Origin of the sequence: Pararoseomonas sp. SCSIO 73927 (genome assembly GCF_037040815.1) — a bacterium.
Taxonomy (GTDB): domain Bacteria; phylum Pseudomonadota; class Alphaproteobacteria; order Acetobacterales; family Acetobacteraceae; genus Roseomonas.
In genome coordinates this window covers 2,581,969-2,598,530 of record NZ_CP146232.1, presented here as the reverse complement: position 1 = coordinate 2,598,530, position 16,562 = coordinate 2,581,969, and the positions used below count along the sequence as shown (strand labels likewise).

The 16,562-nt window shown below is 68.4% G+C and carries 18 protein-coding genes; 9 read left to right on the top strand and 9 right to left on the bottom strand.

All coding sequences use genetic code 11. The features are described from left to right. Positions 1-29: 29 nt before the first annotated feature. Genes VQH23_RS12265 through VQH23_RS12255 form a run of 3 tightly spaced genes read right to left on the bottom strand, consistent with a single transcriptional unit; the run spans position 30 to position 3,294 of the window. Positions 30-1,001 carry a tripartite tricarboxylate transporter substrate-binding protein gene (locus VQH23_RS12265; protein WP_338665930.1) on the bottom strand — a complete coding sequence of 324 codons (972 nt, stop codon included), beginning with the start codon at positions 999-1,001 and terminating at the stop codon, positions 30-32. 50 nt (positions 1,002-1,051) lie between these two features. Next, positions 1,052-2,500 (bottom strand): FAD-binding oxidoreductase, encoded by a 1,449-nt coding sequence (locus VQH23_RS12260; RefSeq protein ID WP_338665929.1) that lies wholly within the window; start codon positions 2,498-2,500, stop codon positions 1,052-1,054. A 2-nt stretch (positions 2,501-2,502) separates the two neighbouring features. Continuing rightward, complete coding sequence (locus tag VQH23_RS12255) at positions 2,503-3,294, bottom strand: aldolase/citrate lyase family protein (protein ID WP_338665928.1); 792 nt, start codon at positions 3,292-3,294, stop codon at positions 2,503-2,505. Positions 3,295-3,429: 135 nt separating this feature from the next. On the opposite strand from VQH23_RS12255, the gene VQH23_RS12250 reads away from it, so the two are divergent. The 3 genes from VQH23_RS12250 to VQH23_RS12240 all read left to right on the top strand — a co-directional run bounded on the left by VQH23_RS12250 (position 3,430) and on the right by VQH23_RS12240 (position 6,113). Then, positions 3,430-4,119: a FadR/GntR family transcriptional regulator gene (locus VQH23_RS12250; RefSeq protein WP_338665927.1), complete on the top strand. Its 690-nt coding sequence runs from the start codon at positions 3,430-3,432 to the stop codon at positions 4,117-4,119. A 114-nt stretch (positions 4,120-4,233) separates the two neighbouring features. Further along, the gene (otnK, locus tag VQH23_RS12245; protein ID WP_338665926.1) at positions 4,234-5,484 is read left to right on the top strand and encodes a 3-oxo-tetronate kinase; all 1,251 of its coding nucleotides are present in this window, start codon (positions 4,234-4,236) and stop codon (positions 5,482-5,484) included. Continuing rightward, positions 5,481-6,113: an aldolase gene (locus tag VQH23_RS12240; protein WP_338665925.1), complete on the top strand. Its 633-nt coding sequence runs from the start codon at positions 5,481-5,483 to the stop codon at positions 6,111-6,113. Before otnK ends, VQH23_RS12240 begins: the two co-directional genes overlap by 4 nt. Before the next feature lie 36 nt (positions 6,114-6,149). Here VQH23_RS12240 and VQH23_RS12235 read toward each other — a convergent pair whose 3' ends face one another. The 4 genes from VQH23_RS12235 to VQH23_RS12220 all read right to left on the bottom strand — a co-directional run bounded on the left by VQH23_RS12235 (position 6,150) and on the right by VQH23_RS12220 (position 8,892). Further along, positions 6,150-6,548: a hypothetical protein gene (locus tag VQH23_RS12235; protein WP_338665924.1), complete on the bottom strand. Its 399-nt coding sequence runs from the start codon at positions 6,546-6,548 to the stop codon at positions 6,150-6,152. A gap of 150 nt (positions 6,549-6,698) precedes the next feature. Then, positions 6,699-7,571 carry a tripartite tricarboxylate transporter substrate-binding protein gene (locus tag VQH23_RS12230; protein WP_338665923.1) on the bottom strand — a complete coding sequence of 291 codons (873 nt, stop codon included), beginning with the start codon at positions 7,569-7,571 and terminating at the stop codon, positions 6,699-6,701. A gap of 308 nt (positions 7,572-7,879) precedes the next feature. After that, positions 7,880-8,251 (bottom strand): hypothetical protein, encoded by a 372-nt coding sequence (locus VQH23_RS12225; RefSeq protein ID WP_338665922.1) that lies wholly within the window; start codon positions 8,249-8,251, stop codon positions 7,880-7,882. 74 nt (positions 8,252-8,325) lie between these two features. After that, positions 8,326-8,892 carry a hypothetical protein gene (locus VQH23_RS12220; RefSeq protein WP_338665921.1) on the bottom strand — a complete coding sequence of 189 codons (567 nt, stop codon included), beginning with the start codon at positions 8,890-8,892 and terminating at the stop codon, positions 8,326-8,328. Between the two features lie 265 nt (positions 8,893-9,157). Here VQH23_RS12220 and VQH23_RS12215 point away from each other — a divergent pair, with 265 nt between their 5' ends. Then, a complete protein-coding gene (locus VQH23_RS12215; RefSeq protein WP_338665920.1) occupies positions 9,158-9,640 on the top strand; it encodes a hypothetical protein in 483 nt (160 codons plus the stop codon). A gap of 201 nt (positions 9,641-9,841) precedes the next feature. Here the strand turns inward: VQH23_RS12215 and VQH23_RS12210 are convergent, their stop codons facing one another. Next, positions 9,842-10,270 carry a hypothetical protein gene (locus VQH23_RS12210; RefSeq protein WP_338665919.1) on the bottom strand — a complete coding sequence of 143 codons (429 nt, stop codon included), beginning with the start codon at positions 10,268-10,270 and terminating at the stop codon, positions 9,842-9,844. A gap of 14 nt (positions 10,271-10,284) precedes the next feature. Then, positions 10,285-11,658, bottom strand: a complete 1,374-nt coding sequence (locus VQH23_RS12205) for a hypothetical protein (RefSeq protein WP_338665918.1) — start codon at positions 11,656-11,658, stop codon at positions 10,285-10,287. Positions 11,659-12,034: 376 nt separating this feature from the next. On the opposite strand from VQH23_RS12205, the gene VQH23_RS12200 reads away from it, so the two are divergent. From VQH23_RS12200 to VQH23_RS12180, 5 genes are all read left to right on the top strand, one after another. Continuing rightward, a complete protein-coding gene (locus VQH23_RS12200; protein WP_338665917.1) occupies positions 12,035-12,475 on the top strand; it encodes a helix-turn-helix transcriptional regulator in 441 nt (146 codons plus the stop codon). 117 nt (positions 12,476-12,592) lie between these two features. Further along, the gene (locus VQH23_RS12195) at positions 12,593-12,931 is read left to right on the top strand and encodes a DUF6634 family protein (protein ID WP_338665916.1); all 339 of its coding nucleotides are present in this window, start codon (positions 12,593-12,595) and stop codon (positions 12,929-12,931) included. Further along, positions 12,906-15,191: an AAA family ATPase gene (locus VQH23_RS12190; protein WP_338665915.1), complete on the top strand. Its 2,286-nt coding sequence runs from the start codon at positions 12,906-12,908 to the stop codon at positions 15,189-15,191. The genes VQH23_RS12195 and VQH23_RS12190 overlap by 26 nt, the downstream gene beginning before the upstream one ends. Continuing rightward, complete coding sequence (locus tag VQH23_RS12185; protein ID WP_338665914.1) at positions 15,188-15,421, top strand: hypothetical protein; 234 nt, start codon at positions 15,188-15,190, stop codon at positions 15,419-15,421. Before VQH23_RS12190 ends, VQH23_RS12185 begins: the two co-directional genes overlap by 4 nt. A 237-nt stretch (positions 15,422-15,658) precedes the next feature. After that, positions 15,659-16,312: a hypothetical protein gene (locus VQH23_RS12180; protein ID WP_338665913.1), complete on the top strand. Its 654-nt coding sequence runs from the start codon at positions 15,659-15,661 to the stop codon at positions 16,310-16,312. The last annotated feature ends 250 nt before the right edge of the window (positions 16,313-16,562 follow it).

The following is a 16,562-nucleotide window of genomic DNA, read 5'->3' as shown; positions in this document are numbered from 1 at the left end:
CTTGATCCCTGATCCCCCGTCCGTGACGATCAGTTCGGCTGGATCTTCCGCTCCTCGATGAGCCTGCCCCAGCGGGCGGTCTCGTGGCGAACGAACTCGGTGAACTCGGCCGGGCTGGTGCTCACGGCCGTCGCGCCTAGCTCCTCGAAGCGGGCGATGGTGCTCGGCTGCTTCATGAAGTCGATGATGGTGGCCGAAAGGCGGTTCGCGATCTCCGGCGGGGTGCCCTTGGGCAGGAAGAAGCCGTGCCAGGCGACCGCCTCGAAACCCGGCAGGAACTCGGCGATGGCGGGCAGGTTCCTGTCGAACGCCGGGCGCTCCTTCGTGGCGCTGCCGAGCAGGACGAGCTTCTTGTCCGCGACATAGGGGATGAGCAGCGGGATGTTGTCGAAGGACAGGTCCACGGCGCCGCTCAGCAGGTCCACCACCATCTGGCCCGAGCCGCGATAGGGGACGTGCACCATGGAGGTGCCGGTCATCGCCTGGAAGAGCTCGGCCGCGAGGTGCTGGCTCGTGCCGACGCCGGGCGTGCCGTAGGTCACCTTGCCCGGGTTGGCCTTCAGGTAGGTGATGAGGTCCGGCACGCTGCGGGCCCTGATCGTGTTCGGGTTCACCGCCAGCACGTTGGGGATGGCCGTGACCTGGCCGAGCAGCACCAGGTCCTCGACCTTGTAGGTGATCTGGATGTTCCCGAAGGCGGGGATGATGGACAGGCCGGAGATGGAGCCGAAGCCGATGGTCTGGCCGTCCGGGTTGGCGCGGGCCGCCTGGCCGATGCCGAGCGTGCTGCCAGCGCCGCCCACGTTCTCGCAGACGAAGGGCTTGCCGAAGGTCTTGCCCAGGTGCTCGGCGATCAGGCGACCGAAGACGTCGGCCGATCCGCCCGGCGAGAACGGGATAACGATGCGGACGGGACCGTTCGGATAGGATGCCTGGGCGAAGGCCGGGGTGGCGGCAAGCCCCAGGGCAGCGGCCGCGAGGCCACGGCGAGAGAACATCATCTTCTTGTCTTCCTTCCCTTTGATACGGCCCGTTAAGCCCGGGCACATGTTCAGGCTGGCAGGGCGTCCGGCAGGACCTTCCCGGGGTTCATCAGCCCTTGTGGGTCCAGGACGGCCTTGAAGTGCCGCATCAGCTCCAGCTCGATCGGGTTCGCGACGCGGCGAAGCCTCTCGCGGTTGGAGACACCGATGCCATGTTCGGCGCTGATGGCACCGCCAAGCGGAGCAAGCACACCGTCCACGGCCAGGCTGATCTCCGCCGCTCTCGCCCGCAGAGCCTCCGCCGAGGCGAAACGCGCTGGGTCGAGGATGCCGAGGACATGGATGTTCCCGTCCCCGACATGGCCATGCATCACCACGGTGGCGGAGGGCTCGGCGGCGATGATCGCTGCCTCCACGGCCCGGATGAACTCGGCCTGCTTCTCCAGCGGCACGACGCTGTCGTGGGAGACCACGTAGCCATGGGCCTTGCTGCTCTCCGACACGCTGTGCCGGATGCGCCAGAGGCCCGCCGCCTGCGCCTCGCTGCTGGCCACGATGGCATCTCCGACGAGACCAGCCTCCAGCGCCTCGCCGAGCACGGCTTCCAGCATCGGCGGCAGGGCGTCCCCGGCGAGGGTGTCGGAGATCTCCACCAGCGCGTACCAGCCGCTCTCCAGCCCGAAGGGGATGACGACGTCCGGCATGTGCTGCGCGATCACCTCGACCTGGCGCCTCGACATCACCTCGAAGGAGGAGAGGCGGTCGCCGAGCCGGGTCCGCGCGAGGGCGAGCAGGTCCAGCACCTGCTCCGGCTCCTCCGCCATGGCCATGGCGACCGCCGAGGCGCGCGGGCGCGGGAAGAGCTTGAGAACGGCGCCGGTGATGATGCCGAGGGTGCCCTCGGCGCCGACGAACATCCCCTTGACGTCGTAGCCCGTGCTGTCCTTGCGCAGCGCCGTCATGAGGTCGAGGAGGCGCCCGTCGGGAAGGACGACCTCCAGGCCCAGGCAGAGCTCCCGCATGGTGCCGTAGCGGAGCACGGCGGTGCCCCCGGCGTTGGTGGACAGGTTGCCGCCCACCTGGCAGCTCCCCTCCGCTCCCAGGCTGAGGGGAAAGAGGCGGTCGACCGCCTCGGCCGCCCTCTGGACGTCGGCCAGGATGCAGCCCGCATCGACCGCTATGGCGTCGCCCAGGCGGCTCGTCCAGCGGATGCGGTTGAGCCGGTCCAGGCGCAGCACAACGGATCGCCCGGAGGGCGACGGCGTGGCCGCGCCGCACATGCCGGTGTTGCCGCCCTGCGGGACCACGGCAATGCCGTTCTCCGCACAGAAGCGGACCACGGCCGCGACCTCCTCGGCGTCGGCAGGCTTCACCACGGCCTCGGCCCGCCCGTGGTAGCGGCCGCGCCAGTCCGTGGTGTAGGGTTCCTGGTCATGGCCCGGACCGATGACGTAGCGCGCGCCGACGATCTGGCCGAGCGCCTCGACGACGCCGGGCTGCGGCGCGATGTCAGGCACGGCTAGTAACCGGCTGCGGGCTGCGGGGCGCGCTGCTTGCGGCCCATGGCCTGCATCAGCAGCCCGGCCCCGAAGCCGAACAGGCGGTTGTCGTTCGGCGCAGTGACTATGTCGAAGCCGCGCCCCCACATCTGCACGCAGTAATCGATGGCGGAGCTGTGCATCGCGGCATACTTCCCGTGCCGGTGCGCGGCGTCGCGGATCGCATCGATCCGTGTCAGCATCTCCGGGTGCTCGGGACCGGTCACCGGGTCGTGCCCGTGGGTGAAGCTGAGGTCGGACGGGCCGATGTAGACGCCGTCCAGGCCGGGGACCGCGAGGATCTCGTCCAGGTTCCGCAGCCCATCCGCCGTCTCGATCATGGCGAAGACCAGGACGGTGTCGTTGGCCTCGGCCATGTACCCCGACCCGGCGTAGAGCTGGGCGCGGGTAGGACCGAATGAGCGCCCCCCGACCGGCGGGTAGCGGCAGGCCGAGACGAGGGCCGCGGCCTGCGCGGCGTTGTCGATCAGCGGGCAGATGATCCCCATCGCACCGGCATCGAGCACCTTCATGATGGCGGCAGGATCCAGCGACGCGGTCCGCACCAGCGGGGTGACGTCGGTGGTGGAGATGGCCTGCAGCATTCCGAGGGCGCTGTCGTAGGAGATCAGCCCGTGCTGCATGTCCAGGGTGATGGCGTCGAAGCCCTGGTGGGCCATGGCCTCGGCGAGGAACGGGCTCGGGATCGCCGACCAGCCATTCAGGGCGCGTTCCGACGCGCGCAGCATCCGACGCAGCCGAGTTCCTCGCATGAACATCACCTCCCGCTCCGGATATGGTTATCATAAGACTTCTCTCGATGACAATCCGGGGCCGGGCGGGACGTCCTTACGGCACCTGTGCTAGGCTCTCGGCAGATTTCCGACGTTGGGGGAGCCGTAATCTGAATGGCTGAAACCATCGCGAGGCCCAGCCTCACCGATCATGTGGTCGGCGCCCTGACGCGCAGCATCACCGAGGGACGGCTCGCCCCCGGCACCAGGCTGCCCACGGGCCAGCAGCTCGCCGAGCAGTATGGGGTCAGCCTCGCCGTGATCCGGGAGGCCATCTCGAGCCTGCGGGCCGAGGGCCTGATCGAGACGCGCCAGGGCGCGGGTGCCTTCGTGGCAGCGCCGAACGCCAACCAGCCCTTCAGGATCCAGCCTCTCCTGAGCGCGGGACCGGATTCCGCGCGCAAGATCTTCGAGCTGCGGATGGGCGCGGAAATTTCGGCAGCGGGGCTTGCTGCGGTGCGTGGCACGCGTGGCCAGGTGGCCGAACTGCGGCGGGCCCACCAGGCGATGGAGGCAGCCATCTCGGCAGGAGGCAACGGGGTCGAGGAGGACCTCCAGTTCCACCGCGGGATCGCCCTGGCCACCAACAACGAGCTCTTCGTAAAGTTCTTTGCATTCCTTGGGCACCACATCCGGGACAGCGTCCTGCTGTCGCGCCCGGAGGGCAGCAAGTGGGAGGCGGAGCAGGTCCTGGCCGAGCATGCGGCGATCCTCAAGGCCATCCGTGAGGGCGACCCCGATGCGGCCCGCGAAGCGGCGGAGGCGCACATGGATGCCTGCCTGGGCCGCTGCGCCACGAAATAGCCCTGCCACGGAGCCTTTCGCTCCCCACACTCCTGTGCTTATCAGAAGACTTGGAGCTGGACGGGAGGGCGGTCACCTCCCTGCCCTACCACCCGGTGGTCAAGGAGCGCTTCTGTGCCATTGCTGGGATGCATCGCCGACGACTTCACCGGCGCGACGGACCTCGCCAACACCCTCGTGAAGGGCGGCATGACGGCCGTGCAGGTGATCGGCGTTCCCCAGGGCACCCTTCCGGAAGCCGACGCCGTCATCGTCGCCCTGAAGTCCCGGACGGCGCCTGTCGCGGAGGCTGTCGCCGACAGCCTGGCCGCCTGCGAGGCGCTGCTGGCCGCCGGGTGCCGCCAGATCTTCTTCAAGTACTGCTCGACCTTCGACTCGACGCCGGAGGGCAACATCGGCCCCGTGGCGGACGCGCTGGTGCGGCGCCTGGACACCGGCTTCGCGCTCGCCTGCCCGGCCTTTCCCACGAATGGCCGCACGGTCTTCCAAGGTCACCTCTTCGTCGGTTCAGCGCTGCTGAGCGAGAGCGGGATGGAGAACCATCCACTGACGCCGATGCGCGTCCCGAACCTGCTGCGAGTCCTGGAAGAGCAGACCGATGGCACGGTCGGGCTGGTGCCGTTCGCCGTGGTGGACGAGGGACCTGCCGCGATCCGGCGCGCCATGACCGGACTGAAGGAGAGCGGGCGGCGCTACGCGATCGTGGATGCCATCGTCGACAGACATCTGATGAACATCGGCGAGGCTGCGGCCGCTCACCCCTTGATCACGGGAGGCTCCGGCGTCGCGCTCGGCCTACCTGCCAACTTCCGGGCGGCAGGACTTCTGCCCGAGCGTTCGGATGCCGCGGCCCTGCCCGAGGTGGGTGGCCATGCCGCAGTGCTGGCCGGTTCCTGTTCGCGCGCGACCCTCGGCCAGATCGGTTTCGCGCGCGACCGGATGCCGACGCTGGAACTGGATCCGCTGGAAACCCCGGACGCGTCTGCTCTGACAGCCCAGGCGCTGGCCTGGGCTAGGGACAAGCTCGGCAACGCGCCGATCCTGATCGCCGCCTCGTCCACCCCTGAGCGCGTGACCGCCCTCCAGGCACGGATCGGGCGCGATGCGGCCGGTGCGCTGGTCGAGACCGTGCTGTCCGAGGTTGCCGCGGCCCTGGTCGAGCGCGGTGTGAGACGCCTGGTGGTGGCGGGCGGCGAGACCTCCGGGTCAGTGGTCTCCCGGCTCGGGGTGCAGCAGCTCCGCATCGGTGCCGAGATCGATCCCGGCGTTCCCTGGACCTACGCCGAGGAGGTGGGGCTGAGGCTGGCGCTGAAGTCCGGCAACTTCGGCACCCGCGACTTCTTCCTGAAGGCATTCGAAGCATGAACGAGAACGCGCTGCGCGAGGCCATCTGCGCCCATGGCCGCCTGCTCTTCGGGCGCGGCTACTCCGTCGGCTCGGCCGGGAACATCTCGGTGCGCCTGCCCGGCGGGTTCCTGATGACGCCTACCAACTCCTGCCTGGGCAGGCTGGAGCCGGACCGGATCAGCAAGCTGGACCGGGACTACCGCCATGTCTCCGGCGACAAGCCGTCCAAGGAGGTTTTCATGCACCGCGCCTTCCTGGAAGCGCGGCCCGAGGCCGGGGCGGTGGTCCACCTCCACTCCACCCATGCGACGGCCATCGCATGCCTCGCGGAGCCGGGCGACGCGGCGCCCATCCCGCCGCTCACGCCCTACTTCGTCATGCGGATCGGCCGCAGCCTGCCGGTCGTGCCCTACTACCGGCCCGGGGATGCCGCGATGGAGCCCGCCATCGCCGAGGCGGCGCGGGGCAGCCGCGCGGCCCTGCTGGCCAACCATGGGCCGGTGGTCAGCGGCAAGTCGCTGGACGATGCGGTCTACGCTGCCGAGGAACTGGAGGAGGCGGCGCGTCTGGCGCTCATGCTACGCGGCCAGCAGGCCCGCCAGCTGACGCCCTCCCAGGTCGACGACCTGCTCGAGACCTTCGGGTAGCAGGTTCCGGGGCGGCCGGGCGCCGCCCCGGTTCCTTCAGGCTGCCGCGCTCTTCTCGGCCTGGATGTCCTCCGGCCGGATGTTGTCCACCTGGCCGTAGATGCAGGCGGCATCGATGAAGCCGCCCTCGCCGTACTCGAAGACGTGCCACTCCAGCTCGTCGAAGTGCAGGATGGTGCCCTTCTGGACCGGTACCTTCTCGTTGAGGTCGTCCTTGCTCGGGCCCTTGCGGATCCAGCCGTCCCTGGCGTCGATGATGTAGACGGTCTCCTCCGCGTGGTGGTGCGGCTCCATCGGGCCGCTTTCCCGGGAGTAGCGGCAGAAGGACACGGTCATCTTGCCGCTGGCCGAGGCGGAGTTCTTGCCGATCGCCCGTTGCAGGACCCGGCCGGGCAGAGGCTCCTGCGGGATCTCGTCCCGCTGCAGGACTCTCATGGCTTGTTGCTCCTCTGTTTGCCAAGCGGTGTCGGGCGGGTGACGGATGGACCCGACGCCAGCCTGGCTGCTCCCAGCCCGGCCCGAAGCACAGCTGGATTTGGGAGGTTATCATAAGACTTGGCGTGGGAGGCTGTCCAGCGATCCACCCTATTCGGGCTGGTAGTTGGCCACCCGCAGCAGCTCGGCACCACGCGTGACCTCGGCCGCGACAGCCTGCCGGATCTCGTCGATCGACTCCCGCAGGGGTTCGAGCCCGGTGCTGTTCAGCCGCTGTCGCGTCGCCTCGTCGCCCATCGCCTCGTTCAGCGCGGCGTTCATCCGGGCCGCGATCTCGGGCGGCGTGCCCTTGGGCGCCATCACCGCGTACCATGAGTAGAACTCGAACCCGGGATGGCCTCCCTCTGCGACCGTGGGCAGCTCCGGAGCGAGCTGGCTCCGTTCGGCCGTGGCGATCGCGACGCCCTGGACCTGGTTCGCGCGGCTCTGGGGCAGCAGGGCGAACGCCGAATCGAACAGCAGCTGGACATTGCCCGCGGAGATGTCGGTCAGCGCCGGGGCGGTGCCGCGATAGGGCACGATCTGGATGTCCGTTCCTGCCCTGCGGCAGAGGTCGATGGTCGCCAGGTGCCCCGCCGAGCCGAACGAGGAGGTCGCGAAGCTCCACGCCGCAGGCCTCGCGCGTGCTGCGGCCAGGATCTCGGCGACTGTCTTCTCGCGGCGCCCTGGGTTCGTGACCAGGACCATCGGGCCGCGCGCGGTCCGGGCCAGCGGGATGAAATCGGCCTGCGGGTCGAAGGGCACGTTCCGCAGCACCTGCCGCATGAGCGCGTGGGTGGAGGCTGTGCCCATGATGGTGTAGCCGTCGGCCGGTGCCTGGAGCACCGCCTGGGTGCCAGGAATGCCATTCCCGCCCGTTCGGTTCTCGACCACGACCGACACACCGAGCTTCTCGCCGAGCTTCTGGGCTCCGAGACGCGCCATGGAATCGGTCGCGGCACCCGGGGCGAAGGGCACGATCATGCGGATCGGCCGGTTGGGCCAGGGTTCCTGGGCCCGGACCGATGGCATGGATAGCCCAGCCACTACTCCGGACAGCACGGTGGAATTCAGAAACTCTCGCCTGTGCACGGCTTCCTCCGGACCTCAGATGTGGGCAGGCACTCAGAGTGCGCGCGCCGCCACATTCTTCTGAAAACCAGATTAGGTGGGATCGTCCGCCTCTGTCGAGAGCTGGTTTGGACAGCTCTCCTGAACCTGGACTTCGCCGGTCCCTTGCGTGCCTGTCCCGACCACCTCACCAGAGGAGGTCCGGGCTGGCTCCTGATGGATCATGCTCCCCAAGGACACGTGCCTTGCCGCCCTGCAGGAGCGCTACGGGCTTCTAAAGTCCTGAAGAGGTCGATGCCGACCCCTTGGTGGCCACCGGTCCCGCATCCGGAGACGGACGGATCACTGGCCTGACGGCAGTAGCTTCCGGCAAGGAACTTCACGAAGAGCACGATGGTCCCGACGACGGGGATCAGCAGGAACGCGGTCAGCTGGACGATGTGAAGCAGGACACTGTCTTGATCGTTCAGGGCGAACGGCTTGGGCAGACGACGCCTGATTGCCCTATCGCCGGAAGCCCGGGCGTGGATCATCCCGATCACGCATTGCAGGACGATCCCGACCAGAGCGATAGGTACGGCCACGAGCGGCACAGCGTACGGATCCCAGCCCTCGAACGACAGGCCCGGCAGCTTGAACAGCCACTTGAAGGCGGCCGCCCACGAGTTCAGGACAAAATAGAGGAGGGTGGTAGCGCAGACGAGCCAGAGCTCTGCCGAGATACCGGGGCGATGTCGAAGCGGTACTCGCCGCCGTAGTCATCCTCGATGACATGGGCACCCGGCTCGGCCGGAGTGCGGACGAGGGTCACGAACGTCTGGCATTGGTTATCCTGCAGACTGCCGCTCTGCCAGGACACCTCGCGCGGGACATGCGCCGTGCCGTGCTCGCCCTGCACGGTCACTCCGCCCTCCATGCGGGAGGTCAGCGCCCACCCCGCGAGGGGCGTGGCCTTCGCGCCACGCAGTTCGGGCGTAACCCGGAGACACGGCGCGCGCGGCGGGGAGGTCGGAAATCCCTCCGTGCCGAACAGGGCGGTGACCAGGATGTAGCCGACGGGCCGAGCCAGACCGGGTGTTACCGATGACGTGGTCGCCAGCGGTCCCTGGCACAGGGTGCAGCAGTCGTCCGCCTGCACCGGCTTGAGTGGCTCGCCGTCCTCGTCGAGGAGGACCAGGCGCGTGCCCTCGTGGGTGCAGAGTTCGACGGCCTGTGCCGAGGCCAGCTGCGCCATGCCCCTGGCATGCGGCAGCACGGCTCCGGCCCAATGCAGGAGCAGCAGGACGGCGAGGAGGCGGGCTAGGCCCGTCCGCGGGCGGTGCATGGGGAACATCATATCGCTCCCCCGGATCCGTCATGCTCGTCCGTCGGGCGCATCCCAGGACATTTTGTCCTCGCTTCAGGCTTCGGCGCTAGCCAGGCGAGGTCTGTCGCCAGGGCTTTCCGTCTCGACACGCCTGCGAGGACCTATACCGTGGGAGGCCTTTCGAGAGATCCACATGAAGATGCCTGCCGCCCTGGCCATGACGATGTTGCCCTCACTGGCCATGGCGAACTGCATCCCGCCCTGGCAGACGCAGTTCGCCTGCAACATCCCCGAGCGGAACGCCCGCGTGGAATTCTGCCGCATCGCCGAGCCGCAACGACATCCGCGCCGACAGGAGGTCTACTACACCTTCGTGACGGGGATCGGACCTGCGGAGCTGCATTTCGAGGCGGACGGCTACATCTTCTCTACCAAGGAGGTCGATACGACCCGTCCATCCGAGATAACCAGCGGTATCGGCTATCCTCGCGGAGAATACGTCTACGCCTTCTTTGTCACCGAGCATTCGAGCAGGCCCGGGAGCGTGAGCAACGCGGAGGTCCGGGTCTACAACTCGATCGACGCTTTCACGAACAGCAAGAGAGACAACGAGATCGCCAGGTTTCGTTGTCAGCCATCCTCCGTCATCGCGGATGTCGCGAACATACGCCCATGAACCCCGGCCCTCTCCGGTAGTCTCCTCCACGGTGCACATGCTGATCCGGTCCTGACCGCCAGACCTGGCGCGGTGTTCCGTACAGCGTGTAGCCTGACTGCCCGCCCCCGTTCATGTGGGAAAGCGCGGCGCATTCGGACCGCCCCGCCTCTTTGCGGCGGTGGGCAGGGTCAGCAGGTTGCATGGACGCCATGGTGAATTTTAGATGCGCCGGAGGGTGCCCTGGAGCGTGCAGCTCGGACTGCCGCCCTCGCCCTCGGACATCTCGAGCGTTGGGCCGACCCGCGTCAGCGTGATGCCGTTCGGCAAGATCAGGACGTCGCCCGACCACGTCCCGGCCGACCTCCATTCGATGGTGCACGGGGGCTGACGCGGACTGGACGCCACGACCTGGACGCGGCCCTCGGCGGCGGGCGAGATCGCGAGCGTGATACGGCCGCCATCGAACTGCCCGGAGTACCGCTCCGTGCGGCCGGACGTCGTGGTGGGGCCGGTCCGCTGCCCTTGCACCGGCGCGGGCGCCACCGCCTCAGGCGGCCGTGCCACCGGGTAGGGCCGGGGCATCGGCTGCCCGGGTATGGCACATCCCGCGACGAGCGGAAGCGCTGCCAGGGCCGTCCAGCGGATCATCGACGGTCTCCCGATCATAGGCGGGGTGCGGTCGGGGTGGTGGGTGTCGGGGCCTGGCGGGGGCGTGGATCGACGTAGACGGCGGCCTCCACGGCGAGCACGACGCCCCCGCCCTGGCGCGGCTCGATCTGCGCGACGATCGCGACCGGATCGCTCCCCGGCCGGGTCGGGTCCCGCCCGATCCACTGCAGGACCTTGCCGCCCTCGCGTGTGTAGGTGGGCGTCCCGTATTTTCCGATCAGGGCCTGCCGGACCGCGTCCGGCGTATGCCCGGCCAGGCGCTGGCCGGACGTCACTCGCGTGACGCTGTCGGCGGGCTTCATAGGCGTGCCGATGTCGAAGCCCAGACACGCCTCGGATTCGTCCGCCACCACGGCGCGGCCGTTCCCCTCCCCGGTCAGGACGGCCATCGCCGCGCTGTAGGTTCCGTTCCCCGTCAGTCCGGCATCCAGACCGCACATGGGCACTCGGACACCCTGCATCTGCGTGCCCCGGAACCAGCGACCACTGCCACCGAGCCTCTCCGTGGGGTCCCTTTGGGGGTAGTCCCGGGAAGTGATCCCTGCGGCCTCGGCACGGGGCATCCCGATCCGGAGGCCCTGGACATCGGCTGCCTTCAGGACCGGGACCGTGCCCGGAGCCTGGGAGGGCTGCGGCACCGAACGAGCGGCTGCGGTCGGGCCAAACTCCCAGATGGGCTGACCGTTCCGCGTGATCAGGCGGGCGGCCAGGATGTCGGCCCGGACGATGGTCCGGTCCGCACCGATCGCGGGCGGTGCCTCGACGAGGCGGTAGGCCAGCTCGAGCAGGGCCTCGCCCGCGATGTCGTACTGCGTCGACAGGCGGTGGCGCTGGGCGAAGTTCCGCGCGGTGCCGGTGTCGCCCATGGGCAGGAACGAGATGTCGTCGAGGTTCCGGAACTGCAGGCCGAACGGCCGGTGGTTCACCGGATCCTGCATTGGAATGAAGGCCTCGGGATCGAGGCCAGTCGGGTATCCCTGACGGGCGGCATCGTACTGCCGGATATTGGTGACCAGCCTGAGCGAGTACGTCCTGTGCGGATCGAAGGACGCGAACAGTCCCTCGAGACGGGCGATCTCTCGGGTGAGGACATCTGCCTTGTCGAAGGCCGACGCATTGCGCACCGCCGTGCTCTGCTCGGCTACTGGACGGAAGTCGGGCATCGTCCCGGTCATCTTGTTGTAGGACAGGATGAACGTCGTCGGATCGATCGGCGGCGCGCGGAAGATCATGGGATCGGCGCCACCGGGTCCGGCGGGGACGCCGGTGGCGGCAGGCCCCTGCTGCGCCAGGGCATTCGGAGGGGCAGCGATCGGGATGACCGCGGCAAGGCACAGGGCAAGCGGCAGGGCGGCGAGATATCGCATCGCGGTCCTCGGAAGGTCGGCTTGGAGAGCTGGAAGCCCCGAATCAGGGCGTGGTGGTGCGCCGCCTAGGGCGGAGACGGGCTGCAGACACGGTGATCGGCAGAGACCAGGGCAGTGGTTCGACCCGGACGAGTTCTCGCCGAGTTCCGGCAAGGAGGATGTCTGCGATGGGACACAGGCCGCTCGTCTCCGATGACCCAAACAGGGGTACATACAACGTAACGTTGTGGCAAGGGGGTGCTGTGCCCCGTGTGCCTTCCTCAGAAAGGCGTCCCAGAGCGGGTACTTCGACATCCACCAGACCCGGGCCTACGGGCGATCTACCCACAACGATAAGTAGTTAGCCCGAATCCTTCACGGCTGGGACCTTCCCGGCATGTCCGACGTGGGGTGGAGCGAGCGTCTGCGGGCGCGGGCCAGGGAACTGGACCTGGCGGATGCCGAGGTGGCGAGGCGTCTCGGCATGTCGCAGGGACGCTACCAGAACTACGTCGCCGGACGTCGGGAACCCGACCTTGCGACCCTTCTCAGGATCTGCAGCGTGCTCCAGATCACCCCAAACGACCTCCTCGGCATTGATGGAGAAGTGCCTGCACAAGACACGACATCCCGGTCCATCGCGGCGTCGCTCGCCGCCATGGGGTCGGCGAAGCTGGGTCTGGCAGCAACCCTCCTGCGAGCACTGGCTTCCCACGACCTGCACGACACCGACGGCGAGGCCAGGGGTGGTTTTAATGGCGGAAGCAGGAAGACGGGTACGTCGCCTGCCCGACCGGCATCCATGAAGAAGTCTAGGAGACCCGGCACCACGGCGTAGTCCGTCCTGCGGGGCGGCGACCGGGTATATAAAAACAGTCGAAATTCAGGTTCGACTGCGGCGCTCGACGTTCTCTATCTGTTCGATCCAGCCGCCACTGAGGTTAGGACGAACCAGATGATCGAAGCACTACCAGGATGCGATCTCTCGCGCCTGAACTTGCTGTTCGAGTCGAGACGACTGGAACGGCTCGCGCGTGACATGCGGATCATCGCCGCTGGTTTGGCTCCCACGGAAGCGGTCCTGGAGGCGGCCCCCATCGTCGATGGTTGGCAATTCGGATGCCGGACGCTGACATCGCTGGTGGGCACATCGATCGGCCATCCGAGGTTACCTGATGGTCCCGTGCACACAACCGATGTGTGGATCATCGATTCAAAACGCCGCTGGGCGCGCACGCTGTCCCGATATTACGTCCTAGGTGCCCCGCATGCGGGTGATGATCATGACCGCTGATCGCGACACCGATGAGAATGCAACGCCTGCCCTCCCTGCCAGCATGGACGAAGCCATCGCGACCCTGGCTGGGGACACGTCGGATGGGTGGTCCACCACGTCGGAGCAGCCCCCACGCCGCCGCAGGAAGCAGATGACGGCGACCGCACCGAGCAGCGCGGGTGCTGCTGCCCCGGATCCATGGGGCCCTGTCACACCCGACGACGATCCGGTCGAGTCCGCCCGCAGAAAGGGGCCAGCTACCCTGTGCGCGCTGGTCATGCTCCGGGCCGCTCTCCTCGACGCGCCGGGCTTTCTGGATCGGGCCATGGTGCCAGGCGTCGTGAGCATCATCCACGCCCCGGACAAGGAATGGGGCATGTCCATCGGCCGCGCCTGGCTGTCCGTCGTGGGCGTGATCTATGACAGGATGTACCCGCCCACCGATCCCATCGGCACGGCGGGATCGTCGGTTCGCACACCCGCTGCCAAGATGCCCTCCTGGGCACGCGGCCATCCGAACGGCCCGAGCCATTTCTCCATCTTCGAGCGCCCGCCACCCCGCTCAGCGAGCATCGAGATCGTCCGTGAGTCCCTGGACGATGGGCGGCCCATCCATGTCGTCACGCACCATCCTGCCATCCTCGATCCCGACATCCTGCTCGTCGAGGAACAGAGACTGGTTATCCCGCCAATGGATGGACAGCACATCGCACAGTGCGCCGATGCCATCCAACCATCGGGACCGTGGCCGCCACTGGGCAGGATCGGTATCCCGCCCCTGCTGGCGGAAGCTGCCCCGGAGTTGCTGCCGTTCCACCTCAACGCGGCTTGGAGGGCCGATCAGGACGCTGCGGCCTACATCGGCCGCCTCGCAGAACTGGTAACCCGCCGTACCACCCTGGCGGCGGCGGATAATGTTCGATCCATGCCGACCCTGGAAAACCTCCCTGGCCTGGGGGAGGCCGGTGAGTGGGGACGCCGGGCCGTGGTGGATCTGAAGGCCTACGCCCGGGGCGAGCTGCCGTGGTCGGAACTGGACCGCGGCGTCGTCCTGGAAGGGCCGCCTGGAACGGGCAAGAGCACCTTCGCGAGGGCCTTGGCGGGATCGGCTGGCCTTCCTCTCGTGGCGTCGTCCCTCGCGCAGTGGCAGGGCCACAAGGAGGGACATCTAGGTAACCTCCTCAGCGCCATGCAGGCGACGTTCGCCCATGCCCGGAAGCTGGCACCCTGCATCATGCTCGTCGACGAGATCGATTCCTTCCCCACACGCTCGGCCATCACGCACCGCCACAGGGACTACGTGGTCGAGGTCATCAACGCGCTCCTGGAGCAGCTCGATGGTGCCGTCGACAGGCAGGGCGTCGTGGTCATCGGCACCTGCAACGATGCCACCGGTCTGGATCCGGCGATCCTGCGCCCGGGCAGGCTCGAGCGCGTCATCCGCCTCTCGCGGCCTGATGCCTCGGGCGTGGAGGCCATCCTCCGCATCCATTTGGGCGATGCCCTGAAGGACGAGGACCTGAAGCCGCTCGCGGCCACAGCGGTCGTGCGTCAGGCGGTCGGTGCCGATGTGGAGGCCTGGTGCCGCGGAGCCAGACGGCGTGCGCGGGCGCAGGGGCGTCCGATGATCCTGGCCGACCTCGAGGCGGAGATCGGCCCCGCGCCTCCGGTGCATTCCCCCGCTGCGCTCCTGCGGATGGCGATGCACGAGGCCGGTCATGCCCTGGCGTTCGCCGTCATGGCGCCGGGCGTGCTCAAGGAGGTCGTCGTCGACACCGCGGTCGGCGGCCGGTCCATGACGGCCGTGGACACCTCGGAGATCCTGCGCGAAGCGCCGCACGCGACGCACCGGCAGAGCATGGACCAGCTGAGGGCCATCCTCTCCGGCCGCGCGGCCGAGGAGGTGATCCTCGGCGAGCCGAGCGGTGGCGCCGGTGGATCGCGCGGCTCCGACCTGGCGAGGGCGACGCGCCTGGCCAGTGCCGTCATGGCGTCCTCCGGACTGGACGGGCACTCCGACCGCCTCGTCTTCCTCGGCGCCGCCGACGATCCGGAGAGGCTCGACCAGATCCTGCTCATGCCGGACATCCGATGCCGGGCGTCCGCCATCCTCCGTCAGGCCTACGACGAGGCCCTGGAGCTGATCCGCCAGCACCAGGGCATCGTCGAGCGGATCGCGGAACTCCTGGTGCGCGACGGGCGGATCTCGGGAGAGGAGGTCGAGGCCCTGCTCCAGGGCAGGCCCCGCCCCGATGCTGCCGCGGGAACTCCGTCGTGAACGCCCTGCAAGGGAGACTGCGGAGCGAGTCACTCGAGGAGGGCGGCAGGGTCGGCCGCTACGTCCTGGTCCGGGACGTGGCAGGCCTCCTCCACGCCATCTCTCCCCTGGCGGTCGCGGCTCTCTGCGAGGATGACGGAGGCACCCTCCTGCTCCTTCCCGGCGGCCGTCTCGTCCAGGTGTCCCAGGGGCTGGCGACCGTCCTGTCCTGGTTCGAGGTCCGTGGGTGATTCCAGTCATCCGGCTGTACCGGCGTAGGCAGCCTGGGGCACGGATCGGGGGTCAAGGATTCGATGGACTGGTCGCGGATCCTTGGACCAGGGAAGGAGTCTACACCGCAGCAGGATCCCGGCATCGCTGGACAAGGATCGGGCTGGAATGCAGGGCTGACAGCAGTTCGCGGGGGTTGTTGCGATCGCGCCTGCCCCGAACCATCCTATGAGTGGATCAGTGGTCGACAGGAGATCATGCCCGACATCGGACCATCCGCCGCCGTCGGACAGCGCGCCCTGCTGGAGCAGCTGCTGTCCGACGGCTGCGTGCGGCGGTCGGCGTACCTGCTTGCCGCAGGCGTCAGGGCGCAGGCGCTCGCCGACGCAGTCCGCGCGGGCATCGTCGTCAGAGCGGCGCCGGGTGCCTACCATCTGCCCATGGCTGGCAGACCATCGGCCCGGCTTGCCATCGCGGTTGCCTGCGCCAGGTCGTCCAGGGCGACGGTCTGCATGCTGTCCGCCGCCTATCTCTGTGGTCTGGTCGACGCTCCCCCCGTCCTGACCTGGCTCGCCCTGCCCGTGGGCGCGCACGCTCCCAAGCATGGCGGCCTGCCGGAGCGGATCCTGCGATGGAGCCATGCCGGTGCCTTCGGGGAGGGAGTGGTCACGGACGAGCTCTGCGGCGTTACCCTCCGGCGCACCGATGCCCCCCGCACGGTCGTCGACCTCCTGAGATACGCCCGCTACCTCGGCGAGGACGATGCCGGGCTGCATGCGGGCGCCCGCTACGTCCGGCAGGGTGGCGACCCTGCCGCCCTGCTTAAAGTCGCCGAGCGGCTGGCGACGCCTGCATCGACGATGCGGCGGCTGACGTCGGCCGTACAGGAGTGGCAGGGCATCTACGCCTAGGCAGGCGACGCCTGCTCCCCCTGCCCTCCCCCCGCAGCGCCATGGCTGCTGTCGGCTCCAAGCCAGCGCAGCGTCTGCTTCCCGGACTATCGGCCAGAGGGCTCTCGGCCCCTGGGGCCAGGTCTGCGGCAGTCGTCCAGGCGCGTCCGGCAGCGCTCCTCCGGAAGGTCAGAAAAAACCTCTAATTTTTAGACTCAACCTCCGTACATGCGAAGGGCCACGTTCCGACATCGCAAGAGAAGGGATGGTC